Raw genomic sequence first — 17,832 nt, 5'->3', positions numbered from 1 at the left:
CTTCCTCATAAATAAGCGTTGTTTGAGCATAAAAAGCATATTGATATTTGCTATCAAATAAAAATAGAATAACGCAAACTTTATTTAGGAAAGCTTAGGAGAGAAGATGCGTAGAAAAAGAGTGTTGAGTCTGGCGGTTATCGCACTGATAAACGTCGGGGCATGGGCAGAGGAGACGAAGTTGGATGAAATTGTTTTAAGTGCCGACAAAATGGGTTCAAGCACACTTTTGGAATTGCCCTCCAGTGTGAGCGTGGTGAGCTCCGATCAGGTCAATGATTTTTTGATTACGGATTCGATTGGTTTGCAAAGCATGACTTCCAATTTTTTGATCGTGGAGACAGGTCCTGCTACGGCAACAACCTTTGCTTCGATGCGTGGGATTACGGCTGGGATGATCGGCACGCCTGCCGTGGGATTTTACGTGGATGATGTCTATTACAGTGCTTTGGATATGAACTTTTTAGACATCGACCACATCGAAGTACTTAAAGGGCCTCAAGGCACACTTTACGGGCGCAATTCCGAAGCGGGCATCGTCAATGTTGTGACCAAAGCGCCTTCGTTTGTTCCTAGCGCGGAAGTAGGGATGGAGTACGGCAGTTTCAATACCATCAGCTCCCACGCGATCATCAATCAGCCGCTTAGCGATACGACAACCCTTCGTGCGGCACTTCGTTATGAACACAGTGACGGCTATTTTGAAGACACGCTCAAAGGCGATGATGTGGGAGAGGAAAAAAACATCGACGCGCGCTTGAAGCTTTACACCAAAGTCAATGATGATCTTAGCGTGAGCATCGGGTATAACTACCAAAAAAGCGATTCGCCTTCGTATGCGCAGTACGCTTCTTGGTCAGGTGAGACGATACGCAAAAACGTTGATGTGGATTATTTAGGCGATGCCTCTAAAGAGATTCATGATTTACATGTAAAAACAGATTACACTTACAGCGACGCACTGAAAATCGTCTCTATCACTTCAGCCAAAAAAGAGCATTACGTCGCAAACAATGATATAGACTTTACATCATACGATTTGACGAGACTCTACACCGATAAAGAAGTGAAATCACTTTCCGAAGAACTTCGATTTATCGCCAAACCTAGTGAGCGCTTACAATGGATCAACGGTGTTTTTCTTCTTAAAGAAGAAGAAAAGCATGACTACCGCATGCCGATGAACTTTATGAATATGGGCATGGGTATGCCCACCGAGACGCTAGTGCAAAAAAGCAAGATCGACACGCTTGGAACAGCGCTTTTTAGCGAAGCGACTTACCGTTTTGAAAACAGTGTGCAAGCTACAATGGGACTTCGTTACGACAGGGAGAAAAAAGAGGATGACTATGAACAAAGAGGTGGAACGGTGCTCTCGATGTTTGGTTATGAAGATAAAAGTGGCTCCGCGAGTGAGACGTTTGATGCGTGGCTCCCCAAATTCTCTTTAGCCTATAAACAGTACGAAGCCTTTAGTCCGTATGTAACGATTTCAAAAGGATTTCGAAGTGGGGGATTTAACACAACCGATACTGTGGGACAAAGTTATGAGCCTGAATTTACATGGAATTACGAACTCGGTGTCAAGTCCAAACTCAGTGATACATTTTCTCTTAGTACGGCACTCTTTTACATTGACTGGAAAGATATGCAAGTAGAATTGGCACAAAGTAACGGTGTGGCGTACATCGACAACGCTTCTAGCGCCAAAAGTAAAGGAGCTGAGATAGAGCTTCACATGAATCCGATGGAAGGTTTGAGTCTCTTTAGCGGTCTTGGATACACCAAAGCAACCTATGAGGAGTATACCAAAGGATCTATCGACTACAGCGGTAATTATGTCATTAACTCTCCGAGGTACACCTTCAACGTGGGGGCAAATTACCGTTTTGAGGGAGGCTATTATGTGGGCGGAAATTACGCTTATTTTGGCAAAGTCTATTACGACAATGACAATACCCACTCTCAAAGCTATGGCGTTACCAACGTTAAAATCGGCTATGAGCACGAGAAATTTGATGTGTATCTCTACGCGAAAAACCTTTTTGATGAGGGATACATCACACGTGCGTTTGTCGTCAATTCCAATTGGTATGCCAGAGCCGGCGAGCCTCGAAGTGTTGGCGTAGCATTTGCCTATCGGTTTTAAAAAGAGTGATCAATAATCCGTTTGGGGCGCAAAAAAATCCCTCCAGCGTTAAAAAATATTGATAATGGTTTTTAATATAGAGTACTATTACCTTTTTAAATTGCGTATTACTTAAAGGAGGATTGTGTGAATAAAAAGGTTTTGGTATATGCCATGATTTCAATCGTTACAAGCGGATTTCTTTACGGGGCAAGTGAAGAGTATAGTCTTGATAGCGTAACCGTCAGTGCCAATAAAATCGAGGAAAAAATTCAAGACGTTCCGCAAAGTATTACGGTTATTGATGAAGCGGCATTAGAGGACAAAGAGATTAAAAGTGTCGCAGACGTGATTAAAGAGGTACCTAACCTTTCTTCTTCCTATAATACTTATGCCGAAGATGTCAATTTTAGAGGAATTAATTCTTCGACCTTTACAAATAATAATCCCGTCGTCCTTTACATTGACGGTATTCCGCAAAGTGATCGTCTCGGTTATGATGCATCCTTAGTGAATGTCGATCACATTGAAGTGCTTCGTGGACCGCAAAGCACGCTCTACGGTAAAGATGCCATCGGCGGCGTTATTAACATCGTAACGAAAAAGCCTACCAATGAATGGAAAGGTAGCGTTGGAGCCGAATACGGTACGGATAATTACATGTTAGGAACGTTTAATATCAACGGTCCGCTAGTGAATGATGTGCTTTTTCTTGGATTCAATATTAAAGCATCGCATGACGACGGTTGGATAACGAATCATGAAGAAGGTATGGATGAAAATGCAAACGAAAAAAACGAACGTCGTTTGGGAGCAAGTTTGCTTTATAAGCCAAGCGATCGTTTGAGCGTACGTTTAAATCTCAGTAGCGATTATTTTAAAAACGGGTGGTTAGACGGTGCTTTTACCGATAGCGGAAATTGGAGTAGTGTAACGCGCGATGACGCTAAAAACGTTCGTTACGAAGTTGATACGTACACTAAAACCGAGTCGGATGCTCAAGCCCTCAATCTTACGTATGCGTTTGATACGATGGATTTCACATCGGTTACGACGCATAAAAAAGTTACGTTGGACGGACAATACGACTTTGGTTGGAGTGCTAATGCGTTATACGACAATCTTTACCAATTTCAAAACAGTTCCGTTGAAACGACCTCACAAGAGTTGAGACTCTCTAGCAACACCAAAGAGGGTATTCGTTGGATAGGAGGCTTGTATGCCGAGCGAAGCGAATACGAAAATCCACGTTACGGTATGCAATATCCGGGATACTATTACGGTACTTCGTATAATTGGGATTTGGATGACGTCTCCAAGACGACGACGGATACGCAAGCCATTTTCGGGCAAGCGATTATCCCGTTTGCCGATAAATATGAGTTAACTTTAGGGGCAAGATACCAACATATTAACAAAGATATCCTTTCGAATATGTATATGAATCCAGTAGGCATGTTACATGGAACACAGGTTTATACGATTGATGCGGAGCATGATTGGAATGCTCTCCTTCCTAAAGCGGCGTTAAACTATAAAATAAACGACACATGGAGCACCTTTGCTTCTATCTCTAAAGGGTATATGCCCGGTGGCTATAACTATTGGAGTAGTAGCAGTGTCGAAGCAGAAAATCGCTTTGATCCTCAAACGTCAATGGATTACGAGATCGGTACAAAAGCCTCTTTTGATAAGTTGTATTTTGCTGCGACGCTTTTTTATATGGATATCAAAGATATTCAAGTTTACAACTATGACTCAAGTACGGGAATGATCACGACTTCCAATGCCGGTAAAGCACACTCTTACGGAGCAGAATTTGAGTTTAATTACCTTATGAGCGAACAATGGGTGTTAGACGGATCGTTGGGCTTAATGAAAGCAGTTTACGATGAGTACACCGAAAGTGCGTATGAAGGTCATAAAATTGAAAAGACACCTTCGCGAACGGCAAAAATCGGGCTTCAATACAATCATCCGCAAGGTTATTACGCTCGTTTAGATATTCGCAATCAAGGAACGACTTATTTTAACGCCGCCAATACCTTTAAAGAGGGAAGCTATACCGTCGGCGATATAAAACTTGGACGTCGTTTTTCCAATTGGGACATTTATACCTATATGAAAAATATGACCGATGAGGAGTATTTTACAACGGTTCAAGATCAAGGCGTAGGTCAAATCGTAACGTTTGGGGCTTCTCGTACCGTGGGAGTCGGATTTAAATACACATTTTAAAGGATAAAAAATGAACAAATTAAGAAAAATAATTTTAATGATAGGTGCTATGGCAACATTGGGAAGCAGTCATCTTTTGGCGCACAGTCTTTGGATCAATTCGTTTGAGTCGTTTGCTCATCAACCGGGGTATACGACAGTCGGTTTAGGATGGGGGCATTCGCTTCCCATTGATGATATTATGAATTCGCCTAACGGACAAGTGATTGTCGAAACCTTTACCCTGACATCTCCGAGTGGGCATATCACAAAACTGGCAATTCCAACAAGCGAACCCAAAGAGCCTACGCAAAAAGGCGACAATTTCGATATTTACAGTGCAGATATAGGATTTCAAAAGATTGCCCTTAAAAAAGAGAGTGAAAAAGGCGTTTATACGATTGAAGCCAAATCCAAACCGACTTTTTATACCCAATATCTTGACACAAAAGATAGGGAAAGATTGGCACTTACAACGAAAGACACAATCAAAGATATCAAAAAAGTATTGATGTCCGTCAAATACGAAGCTTTTGCCAAATCGTACCTAACGTTAGGAAAATGGCAAGACCAAAAAGCAACAGGAAACGGGCTTGAAATTATTCCAAAAACGGATTTGTCAAATGTTCGGGTGGGTGATCTTGTGGAATTTGAAGTTTTATTTTACGGAAAACCTTTACATGTAAGTGCTTCAAGTATGGACTATATCACCGCTTCAAGCAATACCTTTGGGCAAAATGACGGTTTTGCTTTGATGTCTTATATCCAAGAAGGCAAAGCACAAATCAGGGTTCAAAGTGCAGGAACGTGGATGGTATCTTGCAGTCATAGAGATACCGTGACAAAGGAAGGTGAATTAAAAGAGCTTTTTGGAAAAGTTGATTTTGTATTCAATGGGGCATCGGTTACGTTTAACGTGAAAGAATAGGCAATAGCGTTTGGAAGATTTTGATATTGCATACAAAACACTTAAAAATGAAGGATGCTATTTGCCTATCGGTTTTAAAAGCAGAATAAATAATCCGTTTGGGGCGCAAAAAAATCCCTCCAGCGTTAAAAAGTTATTGATAATAGTTCTTAATAAAGAGTACCATTCTTCCCAAAAAGTCTGAAGGAGAGAGGGATGCGTCAAAAAAGAGTGGTATGTGCGATGGTTTCAATGGCGGTTGCAAGTTTGCTTTACGGTGCGGAGGGTGACTACACGCTTGAAGAGGTGACGGTTAGTGCCAATAAAATCGAAGAGAAAATCCAAGATGTTCCGCAAAGCGTTTCGGTTTTGAGTGAGAGTACTTTGGAGGAGCGGGAAATTAAAGACGTTGAGGGAATTATTGATGAAATTCCCAATATGTCTTTTTCACCGCTCTATTTTCAAAGTATTAATTTTAGGGGTATCAATCAATCGACGTTTACCTCCAATAACCCCGTAACGATCTACATCGACGGTGTTCCGCAAAGCAACTCGTATGCGTACGAGGCTTCATTAGCCAACGTGGATCATGTCGAGGTGTTACGAGGTCCTCAAGGAAGCCTTTACGGCAAAGATTCGATCGGCGGTATTATCAACATTATCACAAAATCGCCTCAAAACGAGTGGGGCGGTACGATCGGGGTGGAGTACGGCACGGATCATTACACGTATACGACAATGAGCGTGGGTGGAGCCGTGGTCGATGACGTGCTCTTTGTGAATGTCAACGGCGATTATGCGAGTGATGATGGGTACATCACCAATCTGTACGACGGTGAAAAATGGATTGATGAAACAAGCAAACACAACATCGGCGTGAACGTGACATGGAAGCCGATTGAACGTTTGAGCGTGCAATTAAGCGTATCGGATTATTACAACCGTGCAGGTGCGATGGACATTGTCGGCGTTCCGGCAGGAGAGAATATCAATTCCTACAGCCGTAGCGATACGAAATTTCAAGATTGGGATGGTGAAAATAAGATCACAACCAAGTCCAATTCGCAAGCGTTGAATTTAAAGTATGCGTTTGATGCGATGGACTTGACATCGACGACGACACATAAAAAAGTGGAAGCAAACGGAACGTTTGATTTGGATGCCACCTATAATGGGCTGAGCGCGTTTGTGGATCGCAAAAGCGATACCTATACGCAAGAGTTAAAACTCTCTAGCCCCAATAAAGAAGGGTTTAGATGGGTTGCGGGACTTTACTATGAAAAAGAGGATATTGACTATCCCGGATACGGACGTCAATACGATTACGGCTCTTACGGCTCTATCCATATCAATGATGATTCTACGCAAAAGGCCGAGACCTATGCGGCGTTCGGACAAGTCGTCGTCCCGTTTGCGAGCCAGTTTGAATGGACGTTGGGCGGACGTGTTCAACGCATCGAAAAAGAGATCGATTCGGATTATGCGATGACGTCGATCGATTTGTATCCGGGGATGGTCTTTGACTCTCACCACTATGATGCTAAAAATGCATGGACGGCATTTTTACCCAAAACAGCGTTACTGTATAAAATCAATGACAACCTCTCCACGTATGCGTCTATTTCAACGGGGTATTTACCCGGAGGTTTCAACAATTACGCCACTACGGGCGGTAAAGAGACCAATATGTTCGAGCCCCAAAAATCGACCAACTACGAAGTGGGCGTTAAAGGCAATATGCTAGACGGTACTCTCTTTTTAGGGGCAAACGTCTTTTATATGGATATTACGGATATTCATATCTATACGTATGTGGGCACGATTATGACCGCTTCCAATGCGGATAAGGCGCATTCCCAAGGCATTGAGTTTGAAGCGTTGTATAAGCCGATTCCAAGCATCGAAATAAACGGTGCGGTGGGCTTGATTCAAACCGAATACGACGACTATAAAGTCTATGACTATTCAGGAAGCTTAATTCCAGCAGAAGGCAATAAAATCGAGCGAACACCTGCTTATACGGCAAAAGTCGGTATCGGCTATACGCACCCAAGCGGCTTTTACGGCAGAGTAGATGTCAGAGCACATGGTGAGACGTATTACAATCCTGAAAATACGATTAAAGCGGACGCATATGTGGTGGGCGACGTTAAAGCAGGGTATCGCATGAAGTCGGGTCTGGATGTTTACGCCTACGTTCAAAACGTCACCGACGAGGATTACATTATCAACGCACAAGCGCAAACTTTGATGCCGAGCTACGATACGCTTGTGATGTTCGGCGAGGGCAGACGTGTGGGAGTCGGCTTTAAATACACTTTTTAAAGGATAGATGAATGCAAGAGCAAAAAAGGGGGCTATGGGCGATCATGGCTCCCGTGAAAAAAGAGATACAAACGGCCATTCTCCTCTCCGTTGCGGGAGGGGCGTTGTTGGTTGTGGATATGGCGCTTTTGGCGTATGTGATGAGCATACCGTTTCATGAAAGCGTGGCGTTTTTGGGTTTACATGTAAGCTTTTGGGGTGCGTTTTGCGTGCTTGGTCTTATTGCGGTAGGATCGTTTTTACTCTCCAAATATGCCTTTATTCTCTCGCATCATGGGGCGTTTAAATTGGAAGAGATTTTGCGCAAAAGGCTCATCGAGCATTTGGCACAAATTCCTCTGGGGCATATCATCACTACAGGTTCGGGTGCGCTGAAAAAGGTGCTTTTGGATGATGTGAAAAACCTGCATGCGTTTGTGGCGGATAGCACACCGATGATCGGTAAAAGTATCGCCACGCCGATAGCTTCTTTGATCGCACTTGTGTGGATTGACTGGCGTTTGGCGTTGGCAAGCATCGCCGTTTTGGTTTTGGGCGGCGTGATTATGAGCGTTGTGATGCAAGACTCGGTAGAATACCGCAAGCGTTACGATGCTTCGCAAGAGCAGATCAATCGTGCCGTCATCGAGTTTGTCCAAGCCATGGGCGTGGTACGGACGTTTGATGATGGAAGCAGTTCGTTTAAACGTTACGCCGAGGCGCTTTTGAGTTACAAAGAGTGCCTTAAAGCGTGGATCAATGAGACGGCGGTGAGCGCAAAAATCGGTATGATGATCTTAAGCCCGATGCCAACACTTTTAGTGGTCGGCGGTGTGGGAAGCTATTTTATTGCCTATGAATCGCTCTCTTTTGCCCCCTTTATTGCAGCACTTCTCATCAGTACGGGGATGGCGGATGCGATGATGCCGCTGATGTGGATGAGCAATTTCATCAAAAAATCGCAAGCCTCCGCCAACCGCATTCAAGAGATTATGGCGATTACGCCTCTGTCTTATCCTGCGCAAACGCTTATCCCCAAGGATGCAAGTGTTGTCTTTGACAATGTCAGTTTCGGTTATGAGGGGCATGAGTACGTTTTACACAATGTCAGTTTTGAAGCCTCCGCAGGCAGTGTGACTGCGCTCATTGGACCCTCGGGTGCAGGAAAAAGTACGGTGGCAAAGCTGATTCCGCGTTTTTGGGATGTCAATGAGGGGCGCATCTTAGTCGGCGGTGTTGATGTGCGAAGCATGGATGCGGAGGTGTTAATGGAGCATGTTTCATTTGTCTTTCAAGATACCTTCTTATTTTACGACACGCTCAAAGCCAACATTAAAATGGCAAATCCCCAAGCCAGTGACGATGCCATTATCGAAGCGGCCCGTGCGGCGCAAATCCATGATTTTATCATGAGTTTGCCACAGGGGTACGACACCTTAGCAGGCGATAGAGGAACGAGGTTATCAGGTGGCCAAAAACAACGCCTGACCATTGCACGTGCCATTTTACGCAACGCACCTATTGTTATTTTGGATGAAGCAACCGCCTTTGCTGATCCTGAAAATGAAGAGGAGATCGTCAAAGCACTTGCCAATCTGACCAAGGATAAGACGGTGATTATCATCGCACATCGTCTCAGTACAATTAAAGACGTCGATCACATCATCGTGTTTGATGAGGGGTGCATTAAAGAGTGCGGGAAACACGAAGTGCTTTTGGCTCAAAAGGGACTTTACGCCTCGCTTTGGGGCAATTACGAAAAAGCGCAACACTGGGATTTACGCACTGCAAAGGAGATCGCATGAGTTCTAAGCATCATTACGCACCGCTTCGAAAGGTGTTTGCACTCTCCATGGAGTTAGCAGGCGATTATGCCGGCGGTTATAAGCGTAGTTTAGGGCTTTTTACGTTGGCGTTTATCGCACAAGGCATCGCCTTTTGTCTCTTTTACCCTCTGTTAAAAGCGGTGTTTGCGCCGACATTTGTGCTTGGCGATGTGCTTTTTTGGTTTGGTTGGATGACTTTTTTTAGCCTGCTTTTTTGCGTGTTGAAATGGATGGGGCATGATTTTGACTATTCGGGGTACATTGCGGAAGTGACGCACGATTTGCGTACGAAGTTAGGAAGTGCGCTTCGCCAAATGCCCCAAGAAGAGCTAAGTCGCTATAAAACGGGCGAACTAAACGCCATTTTTTCGAGCAACGTCGATGAGTCGGTCATTCATATGGGCGTGGTTGCCTCTTTGTTTTTGCAAATTACCGTTGTGCCACTGGTGGTGTTAGTGGTGAGTTTTTTCATTGAATGGCGGCTTGCTCTGGTAATGCTCTGTTTTATACCGATGGTGATACCGCTTTACCTGTGGAAACGTCGTGCAGGTATTGTCGAAAAAAGCGAGTTTAACGAAGCCAATGCAAGACTAGAAGCGGGATTTGTCGAGTATGTTCAAGGACTTCCTGTGCTTCGTGCGCTTAATCAAACAGGCAAAAATGCCCAAAATCTCAACGAAGAGATCTTACATGTAAAGCGTGTTCAAGCCCAAGGTATCGACGCTTCAACCCTGCCGTTGTTGATTATGGGGGTTTTGATCGAGGTGACGTTGTTGGTGCTTTTGGGTGTCGGGAGTTACTTAGTCGATGAGACGCTTTTAGCTCTTCCGACCTTAGCGGCGATGCTGGTCATCGTGTCACGTTTGAGTGAGCCGTTGTCGCTCTTTTTGGGTGTCATTCCGATGTTTGATTTGATGGATAGCGCATTTTTGCACATCAAATCCATTTTAAATACCAAACCTTTAGAATGTCAAACGCCATATGAAGTGCCTAAAACATTTGATGTGGACGTTGAAAATGTTGATTTTAGCTACCGTGGTGAGCGTGATAAAGCCCTTGATAACGTGAGTGTTAACTTTAAAGAGCGCACGCTGAATGCCATTGTGGGTACTTCAGGCTCAGGTAAAACGACGCTGACGAAGCTGCTCATGCGTTACGCCGATCCGCAAAAAGGGATAATTCGCATTGGCGGAGCCGATATTCGTTCGATGGAAAATGATGCTTTAATGAGGCACTTTTCCGTTGTTTTTCAAGACGTGTATCTGTTTGATGACACGATTTTAAACAACATTCGCATGGGAAGAGCCGACGCAAGCGATGAAGAAGTGGAAGAGGCTGCCAAATCGGCGTTTTGCCATGAGTTTATCGCTCGGCTACCTGAGGGTTATCAGACCCGTATCGGCGACATCGGCGGAAGCCTGAGCGGTGGCGAGCGACAACGCATCAGTATCGCACGAGCGATTTTGAAAAATGCGCCGATTGTCATTTTAGATGAGCCGACCGCCGCGCTCGATACCGAGAGTGAAGTGGCGGTACAAAAAGCGATTGATGCGCTGGTGCGTGATAAAACGATCATCGTCATTGCCCATCGTCTCTCAACCATCAGCGGTGCGGATACCATTTGTGTGTTTCATGAGGGACGTTTGGTCGAAGAGGGAACGCATGAAAGCTTGGTCGCCAAAGAGGGCAAATACCATGCAATGTGGCGTGCCCAACAACGCATTAAAGCGTGGAATCTTAACACCCATGTCTGCTAAAACCTCCGTACAACACAAAGCCCTGTTGCTGAATCTTTACGTCTCTCAGTATCTAGGGCTGGGCTTTTTTATGGAGTCGTTGGTTGCCATTTTGCGTAAAAACGGGGTTCCTTTAGAGCAGTTGGGACTGATCTATTCACTGGGACTTTTTATGATGTTTCGCTTTTTGTGGGCACCTTTCATTGATAAAGTCTGTTTTAGACGATGGGGACATTACCGCACATGGCTCTTTATTTGGCAGAGTTTGATGGTGCTTAGCCTTTTACATGTAAGCCGTTTTGATGTACTCACAGAACTTCAACCATTGTTGATTGGGTGCGCATTTTTTGCCTTTTTTGCGGCGTCGCAAGACATTGCAGTGGATGCACTGGCGTATAAAATCGTCTCAGCCAAAGAGCGTGGCATGGTCAATGCCCTTAAAATCGGCGGTGGGTTAATCGGTATGTTTATCGGCGGTGGATTGGTGTTGATCGTGTATGAGCATTTTGGGTGGTTTTATGCGATGCTGATTTTATGCGCAGGTACTGCCACATCGCTATTCCAACTGCTTTTTTTCAAAGAACCCAACGACATTCACACCATCAAAGCGCATGAGCCTTCGTGGAGGGATTTTTACCGTTTTTGGAGCGGTAAATCAAAACGTCGCTGGTTTCTGCTGTTGTTGGCGTATCCCGTGTGCATCAGCGGTGCGTATGGGCTAATGACGCCTATTTTAGTCGATGCAGGGTGGCGGTTGGATCATATTGGGTTGAATATCAGTATTTTTGGCTCTATTCTTGGCATCATTGGAGCGTTTGGTGCGGGGTGGCTGATCGAGCGGTTTGGGCGAAAGCGCATCTTAATTTGGACGCCTTTTGCGCAAAGTATCGGTATGTTGTTTCTGCTCTTGCCCGCTTTGGGACATGCGCATTTTGGCTTTAGTATGCTGGCGATTGGCTCCGTGATGTTTCTTTACAGCCCCTCAGCTACGGTGCTTTCGACGCTGATGATGGATCATGTGGAACACTCACCCGCACTGGAATATGCGATGCAACACTGCGTTTTTAGTTTTGCCGGTATTGTCTCAGCAGGCATTACGATGAGTTTGGCATGCACTTTTGGGTATGTCAATGTCATTATCGCCCTTTCGTTAATAGCGGTGTTAACGAGCCTTTTTGCATGGTATCTGAGCGGTGAGGTGGTCGTGAAAGGCGAACATGAAGCACGTGTCGAAGTGATAGGATAAAAAATGCATTTGGATCATATTTTAATTCGGGTCGATTCGTTGGATGAAGCGATTAACGATTTTGAAAAAGCGGGATTTCGGGTATGCCCCGGCAGGGCGGGGAAAAAGCAGTACAACGCATTGATTTATTTTAAAGAAGGGCCGTATCTTGAGCTTTTGGCGCCTTCAACGTTTCCGTGGTTTTTATCTTTCTTACATGTAACGCATTTGAGCTTTATTTTGGGCTATTTCGGTGCGCGCGTGGCACATTTTATCGGTGCCAAAAAGTGCATCTTGGACTGGGCGATCGGCGTGGGAGACGCACGAGCCTATCGTGCGAAACTTGCTTCAAAAGGTGATTTTAGTCGGCTCATAGCCATGTCTAAGGTCAATTGCGAAAACGATCTCGTTTCGTGGGAATTGTTTGCGCCCAAGTGCTTTGAGCTTCCGTTCTTGATCTCCGATTATACCCCTCACGTCGTACCGCATCCGCTTTTTTGCGAGCATCCAAACGGCATTAATTCGATTCAAAAAGTGTGTTACCGCTGGGAAAAACCGCATATCAAAGAGATGACGCTGATCGCAGACAAGACGTTATCGTACGAAAACGATCGATTTCGCGTCGCAATCGGTGCATACGACGTCGTACTGAGTTCTTCTCATGAGGGTGTTTTTTTTGATCACACGTATGCTAAAGCGTTGAAACCGCTTGCAGGCTACGGCATTTTGACGGAGTAGGGTATGAAAGAGATGAAGACTTTAATGGTCGTAAATATATTGTGCGTTGCCGCGATGATGGCGTTTTTAGCCGTCGTAGGGCCTTTGATTCGTGCGCTTCGTATGCAAGAGTGGCATGCGGGACTCAGTGTGGCGTTAGCGGGGATTTTATGGGTCGTGATGGCGCGCTATTGGGGGAAGAAAAGCGATCGTATCGGTCGAAAACCGATTTTACTGATCGGCGTTTTAGGGGTTGGGATTTCGTACCTGTTCTTGGCGGTATTTGTCGATTATGCCCTCTTTAACGTGCCCGCATTGGCAATTTCATTGAGTACGATCGTTTTGGTTAGAGGATCGATCGGCGTTTTTTATGCGGCGATTCCCGCCGTCTCTAGTGCACTGATCGCCGATAAGATCGACCCGCAAAATCGAACGGGTTATATGGCGAAACTGGGAGCATCCAACGGTATCGGTATGATTTTAGGACCGGCTCTTGGGGGATTTTTAGCCGTTTACGGCTTGCAGGTTCCGCTCTACACGTTTGCGATTTTACCGATGATCGCCGCATTTTTGGTCTACAAAACGATTCCTAAAACGCCTAAACATCACGTCGAAGAAATACCGCACCCCAGATGGAGCGACGCACGGTTACGTTTAGCGATGATTGCGGCATTTTTGACGATGTACAGCGTGGTGACCTCACAGGTTTGCTTAGGCTTTTTCGTGCTGGATACCTTGGCGTTAGATGCGAGCGAAACGGCAAAAGTGACGGGCATTATCTTATCGTTAGTCGGTATCTGCTTTATCGTCGCTCAAATTTTTGTCTCCAAGCAAACGCGCGTTACGCCTTACATGTGGTTGCGTATGGGCGGAATCATCGCGGCGCTGGGGTACGGCATTATTTCCGTGACGCATACGCTGATACCTCTTGGCATCGGATTTTGCGTCGCAACGTTCGGTATGGGCTTTATTTTTCCCGCATTTCAGGCGTTAGCCGCCAATAACGTAAGCGAATTAGAACAAGGTGCCGCGGCGGGAACCGTCTCTTCGGCACAAGGCATGGGCATGATCGTAGGACCTATGGCTAGCACGCTTTTGTATAAGATCGATCCGATCGTTCCGTTCGTATTTGCCGCAGTCGCGTTTGCGCTTTTGGTCGTCTTTGCGTTTAGAAAATCGCATGTTTAAGAGATTTTAGTCAACTTCGCATTGTTCAAGACACTTTTTAAAAGGATTTTTTATGGTAGCTCACTTGGAACATCATCATATGCCTCTTGTGAGGCAACACGTATCTTTGCATGGACATGCTCACCATCATACTCACGATGCGAAGACCGATCAAAAAGCCTTGAAACTCTCTTTGGGTATCACCTTTAGCGTGATGATAGCGGAAATTGCATGCGGACTTTATGCTAATTCTTTGGCACTCGTATCGGACGGTATTCACATGTTCACGCACGCGTTTGCTTTGGCTTTATCGTTGTTTGCGATGATTATTGCGACGAAAAAAGCGACGAAAGAGAAGTCGTTCGGTTATTTTAGAGCCGAGATTTTAGCGGCATTGATTAATGGGCTTAGCATCGCTTTTTCCGTTGTTTGGATCGTCTATGAAGCGATTGAACGTTTGGCAACTCCTCAACGTATCCTCAGTGAAGTGACTTTAGGCGTTGCGGTTTTAGGACTTTTGGTTAATATCGTAACCGGTTGGATTTTATACAAAGCCGATCATGACAATCTTAATATCAAATCGGCTTTTTTACATATGTTAACCGATGCACTCTCTTCGGTAGCGATTATCCTCGGGACAATCGTCATTTATTATACGCAATGGTATAGTTTAGATGCTTTGATCGCCCTTTTAGTCAGCCTTGCCATCGTGCGATGGTCATGGAGTTTAATTAAAGATGCTTCTCATACGCTTTTAGAGGGTTCGCCTTTGGATACGGCGTTAATTGAAAAAGCGCTTTTGGAACATTTTACGTTTATTGCGGGTATCGAAGATATACACTGTTGGGAAATTAGCCATCGGTATTATTGTTTTACCGCGCATATTCGTATTAAATCGTGGACGAAAGCATCTTCCAACGACATGATTCACGCGATCAATCTCTTTTTGGTAAAAAGCTTTGAAATAGCACATAGTACGATTCAGCTTGAGGTCGAAACACCGGTTTCTTTTAGAATAAATGATAAATGTTATTGATTTCATACAAAATTAAGTTCTAAAAGCCTATCATTATGATAATGGTTATTACAACATATGGGGCACAATGGAAAACATTAAATTAGCCGTGGATTACGGTGCGCTTGGAATTTTGCTTTTTATGAGCATTTTAGTGGTGGGTTACGCATTGGAACGTTGGTTTTTTTTCAGGGCTATAAACGTTAAACAGTATGCAAGTAAGAATAAGCTTGAGCGCGATCTCTCTAAAAATTTGACGCTGATTTCTTTAATCGGCTCGAACGCTCCTTATGTGGGACTTTTAGGAACGGTCGGCGGTATTATGGTGGTGTTTTACGATATCGGAATGAGTGGGGGAGCATTAGATACCTCAAAAGTTATCGTAGGACTTGCTCTTGCGCTGAAAGTTACGGCAGCAGGACTCATTGTAGCGATTCCTTCAACAATGATTTACGGAGCTTTTTTACGTAAGCTGGATGTTGCGATGAGTGAGTGGGAAGATGAAGTCGCTTAAGAGGGTAGAGGGTATTAACGTCGTTCCTTTGATCGACATTATGTTGGTGCTCTTAACCATCGTTTTAACCGTTTCGTCGTTTATTGCTCTGGGTAAAATAGAAATTATGTTACCGCAAGCCAGCAATGTTTCGAAAGTAGAACCGAAGTTTTTTGAAATCGGTATTACTGAGGATCATCAGTTTTTCGTTAACGGAGAACAGACCGATAAAGACGCTCTTGAGGAAAAGCTTTCCGACCTTACCAAAGAAGATACAGTGGCACTGAGTGCAGATAAAATGGCGGCTTACGAAGATTTTATCTACGTGGTTGATCTTCTCAAAGCGAAAGAGATTGAGAAAATGGGAATGGTCGTCAATAAACCGAATCAGCGAGGAAACGACTTTCATCACGGTGATAGTCGAGGCAGAGCCGAGCATGAAAGAAAAAGACACTCTTTGGAAAATCATTAGACTGTGATACATGAGGAAGCGTTTGTGAGTAACGAAAGTAAAAAAATCGAGTCTAAAATACTTTTTGGAGAAGAAAAAACCGTCACGATTATTCATAACGGGAATGTTTATATTTTACGTATCACAAAAGACGATAAGTTGATATTAACAAAATAAAAGGAGGAAAAAGAGATGGCTTACGGAACGTATACGATTCAAAAAACATATGAAGGTCGGGCGTTGCTGCTCTCTTTTTTTCTTCATGCCAGCGTTATAGTGTTTTACTTTTACGTTTTGTATCCTAAAAGTATTGAACTGACGTCGTCAAAAACTGTCGTATTAGAAATATCCAATATCGAGCGTGTCGCTCCGACACCGGTAGAACCGACTCCACCGCCGCCTGAGCCCATCGTCCAACAAGAAGTCAAAAAAATAGAGCCTATTAAACCTATAGAACCCGTCAAACCAAAACCGATTCCCAAGCCAAAATCGGTTCAACACGAAGTCGTCCCAACTCCGGTTCCCGAGCCTGTGCAAGAAGCGGTAACTCAAAGTACGCCTACTCCGGTTGTCGCAACGCCTTCTCCTGTTGCAACGCCGACAAGTACGCAAAGTGAACCTTACGTCAAAACCGATTTTGAAATTATTCGCGATAAAGTTTTGGCGCGCCTTGTCTATCCTAATATCGCAAGACGTATGAATTGGACGGGCGTCGTTCACGTGGCACTTGTTATCGATACGGACGGTAAGCTCGTCGGTGTGACGATTCATCAAAGCTCCGGAAAATCCGTTTTAGACGACGCGGCATTGGAAGCAGCGTTAAAGCTTAAAGGCGATTTGCTCCCTAAGCCCAAAAGCTTAAGTACGGTTATTTTACCGATCGCGTTTAAATTTAAATAAAAAGCACATTGCGTTAAACTTGTAAGCAATCCTTTGAAATATGACGAAAAAATAGGTATTAAAACAATCAAAATTACTGAGAAAAAAGGCTATACTTTGTCCTAGTTTTTTCAGGAGACGGATGATGAATTTTCTCGTTACGGCAAAGCTTTTGCATATTGCTTCGGCAATCTTATTTATAGGATGCGTCTATTTTCGGAATTTTATCTTACCGCAAGCGCGTTTGGCATTCGATAGTATGCAATTTGAGGCAATGGAAAATGCTCTTTCGACTCGTACGCGGTTGATGGGAAAAATCAACAATACGATTTTACTTTTGAGCGGACTTTTTTTAGCTTACACGTATTTTGAACCGATAAACATACTCTTACATGTCAAAATGACGTTTGGATTGATTGTGATCGCGATGTTTTTCGGTGCTCCACTCATTATGCACCGTTTTACGGGTGACAAAAAGCGTCAAATCAAGACGGTTTACCATCATATGATGTTTGCATTGATGGTGGGCATCGTTATTCTCTCTCAAACGATGTTTTCTTTCTGAATCGTGTCTCTTTAGATACTTTTTAACGATGAAAACAATAAGCTTTTTTAAAAAATAATTAACGCATTAAAAAATATCACGTTTAAAAAAATCCCACGGTTAACGCATTTTCGAAAGATTTTAGAGTTCATAGAATGATAAAGATTATCAAACTTATAGAACATTAAGTTTGGAATCTTTATAATGTGACATCCGTTAAAGA

Annotated in this window: 15 protein-coding genes; all 15 read left to right on the top strand. The window is 44.1% G+C overall.

Annotation, left to right across the window (positions count from 1 at the left end):
* Positions 1-106: 106 nt before the first annotated feature.
* Complete coding sequence (locus OA34_RS06550) at positions 107-2,149, top strand: TonB-dependent receptor (protein ID WP_039673636.1); 2,043 nt, start codon at positions 107-109, stop codon at positions 2,147-2,149.
* A 126-nt stretch (positions 2,150-2,275) separates the two neighbouring features.
* On the top strand, positions 2,276-4,366 hold the full coding sequence (locus OA34_RS06545; protein ID WP_039673634.1) for a TonB-dependent receptor: 2,091 nt from the start codon (positions 2,276-2,278) through the stop codon (positions 4,364-4,366).
* A gap of 10 nt (positions 4,367-4,376) precedes the next feature.
* Positions 4,377-5,273, top strand: coding sequence for a DUF4198 domain-containing protein (locus OA34_RS06540; protein ID WP_039673632.1), 897 nt, complete (start codon positions 4,377-4,379; stop codon positions 5,271-5,273).
* A 195-nt stretch (positions 5,274-5,468) separates the two neighbouring features.
* Positions 5,469-7,577 (top strand): TonB-dependent receptor, encoded by a 2,109-nt coding sequence (locus OA34_RS06535; RefSeq protein WP_039673631.1) that lies wholly within the window; start codon positions 5,469-5,471, stop codon positions 7,575-7,577.
* 11 nt (positions 7,578-7,588) lie between these two features.
* Entirely contained in the window at positions 7,589-9,361 is a 1,773-nt protein-coding gene (locus tag OA34_RS06530; RefSeq protein ID WP_039673628.1) for an ABC transporter ATP-binding protein, read from the top strand.
* Positions 9,358-11,139, top strand: coding sequence for an ABC transporter ATP-binding protein (locus tag OA34_RS06525; RefSeq protein WP_039673626.1), 1,782 nt, complete (start codon positions 9,358-9,360; stop codon positions 11,137-11,139). The genes OA34_RS06530 and OA34_RS06525 overlap by 4 nt, the downstream gene beginning before the upstream one ends.
* Positions 11,129-12,364, top strand: a complete 1,236-nt coding sequence (locus OA34_RS06520; RefSeq protein WP_039673624.1) for an MFS transporter — start codon at positions 11,129-11,131, stop codon at positions 12,362-12,364. The genes OA34_RS06525 and OA34_RS06520 overlap by 11 nt, the downstream gene beginning before the upstream one ends.
* A 3-nt stretch (positions 12,365-12,367) precedes the next feature.
* Complete coding sequence (locus OA34_RS06515) at positions 12,368-13,081, top strand: VOC family protein (protein ID WP_039673623.1); 714 nt, start codon at positions 12,368-12,370, stop codon at positions 13,079-13,081.
* A gap of 3 nt (positions 13,082-13,084) precedes the next feature.
* Positions 13,085-14,248 carry an MFS transporter gene (locus tag OA34_RS06510; protein WP_039673620.1) on the top strand — a complete coding sequence of 388 codons (1,164 nt, stop codon included), beginning with the start codon at positions 13,085-13,087 and terminating at the stop codon, positions 14,246-14,248.
* A 52-nt stretch (positions 14,249-14,300) separates the two neighbouring features.
* Positions 14,301-15,263 (top strand): cation diffusion facilitator family transporter, encoded by a 963-nt coding sequence (locus tag OA34_RS06505; protein WP_286682888.1) that lies wholly within the window; start codon positions 14,301-14,303, stop codon positions 15,261-15,263.
* A 67-nt stretch (positions 15,264-15,330) separates the two neighbouring features.
* The gene (gene exbB / locus OA34_RS06500; protein WP_039673618.1) at positions 15,331-15,756 is read left to right on the top strand and encodes a TonB-system energizer ExbB; all 426 of its coding nucleotides are present in this window, start codon (positions 15,331-15,333) and stop codon (positions 15,754-15,756) included.
* Complete coding sequence (locus OA34_RS06495; protein WP_286682887.1) at positions 15,743-16,207, top strand: biopolymer transporter ExbD; 465 nt, start codon at positions 15,743-15,745, stop codon at positions 16,205-16,207. The genes exbB and OA34_RS06495 overlap by 14 nt, the downstream gene beginning before the upstream one ends.
* A gap of 24 nt (positions 16,208-16,231) precedes the next feature.
* Positions 16,232-16,363 carry a hemin uptake protein HemP gene (hemP, locus tag OA34_RS06490; RefSeq protein ID WP_039673616.1) on the top strand — a complete coding sequence of 44 codons (132 nt, stop codon included), beginning with the start codon at positions 16,232-16,234 and terminating at the stop codon, positions 16,361-16,363.
* Positions 16,364-16,378: 15 nt separating this feature from the next.
* On the top strand, positions 16,379-17,086 hold the full coding sequence (locus OA34_RS06485) for an energy transducer TonB (protein ID WP_039673614.1): 708 nt from the start codon (positions 16,379-16,381) through the stop codon (positions 17,084-17,086).
* 124 nt (positions 17,087-17,210) lie between these two features.
* Positions 17,211-17,630: a hypothetical protein gene (locus OA34_RS06480; RefSeq protein WP_286682886.1), complete on the top strand. Its 420-nt coding sequence runs from the start codon at positions 17,211-17,213 to the stop codon at positions 17,628-17,630.
* Positions 17,631-17,832 lie beyond the last annotated feature (202 nt).

This window comes from Sulfurospirillum sp. MES, from assembly GCF_000789415.1.
Classification (GTDB): Bacteria; Campylobacterota; Campylobacteria; order Campylobacterales; family Sulfurospirillaceae; genus Sulfurospirillum; species Sulfurospirillum cavolei.
The sequence above is the reverse complement of the archived record's forward strand: the minus strand, read 5'-3'. Positions and strand labels throughout refer to the sequence as shown.

Excerpts from the sequence above, each read along its gene's own strand:
- OA34_RS06505 (WP_286682888.1), top strand. The coding sequence starts at position 14,301 with ATGGTAGCTCACTTGGAACATCATCATATGCCTCTTGTGAGGCAACAC.
- OA34_RS06485 (WP_039673614.1), top strand. The coding sequence starts at position 16,379 with ATGGCTTACGGAACGTATACGATTCAAAAAACATATGAAGGTCGGGCG.
- OA34_RS06515 (WP_039673623.1), top strand. The coding sequence starts at position 12,368 with ATGCATTTGGATCATATTTTAATTCGGGTCGATTCGTTGGATGAAGCG.
- OA34_RS06495 (WP_286682887.1), top strand. The coding sequence starts at position 15,743 with ATGAAGTCGCTTAAGAGGGTAGAGGGTATTAACGTCGTTCCTTTGATC.
- OA34_RS06530 (WP_039673628.1), top strand. The coding sequence starts at position 7,589 with ATGCAAGAGCAAAAAAGGGGGCTATGGGCGATCATGGCTCCCGTGAAA.
- OA34_RS06510 (WP_039673620.1), top strand. The coding sequence starts at position 13,085 with ATGAAAGAGATGAAGACTTTAATGGTCGTAAATATATTGTGCGTTGCC.
- exbB (WP_039673618.1), top strand. The coding sequence starts at position 15,331 with ATGGAAAACATTAAATTAGCCGTGGATTACGGTGCGCTTGGAATTTTG.
- OA34_RS06525 (WP_039673626.1), top strand. The coding sequence starts at position 9,358 with ATGAGTTCTAAGCATCATTACGCACCGCTTCGAAAGGTGTTTGCACTC.
- OA34_RS06550 (WP_039673636.1), top strand. The coding sequence starts at position 107 with ATGCGTAGAAAAAGAGTGTTGAGTCTGGCGGTTATCGCACTGATAAAC.
- OA34_RS06535 (WP_039673631.1), top strand. The coding sequence starts at position 5,469 with ATGCGTCAAAAAAGAGTGGTATGTGCGATGGTTTCAATGGCGGTTGCA.
- OA34_RS06480 (WP_286682886.1), top strand. The coding sequence starts at position 17,211 with ATGAATTTTCTCGTTACGGCAAAGCTTTTGCATATTGCTTCGGCAATC.
- OA34_RS06540 (WP_039673632.1), top strand. The coding sequence starts at position 4,377 with ATGAACAAATTAAGAAAAATAATTTTAATGATAGGTGCTATGGCAACA.
- OA34_RS06520 (WP_039673624.1), top strand. The coding sequence starts at position 11,129 with ATGTCTGCTAAAACCTCCGTACAACACAAAGCCCTGTTGCTGAATCTT.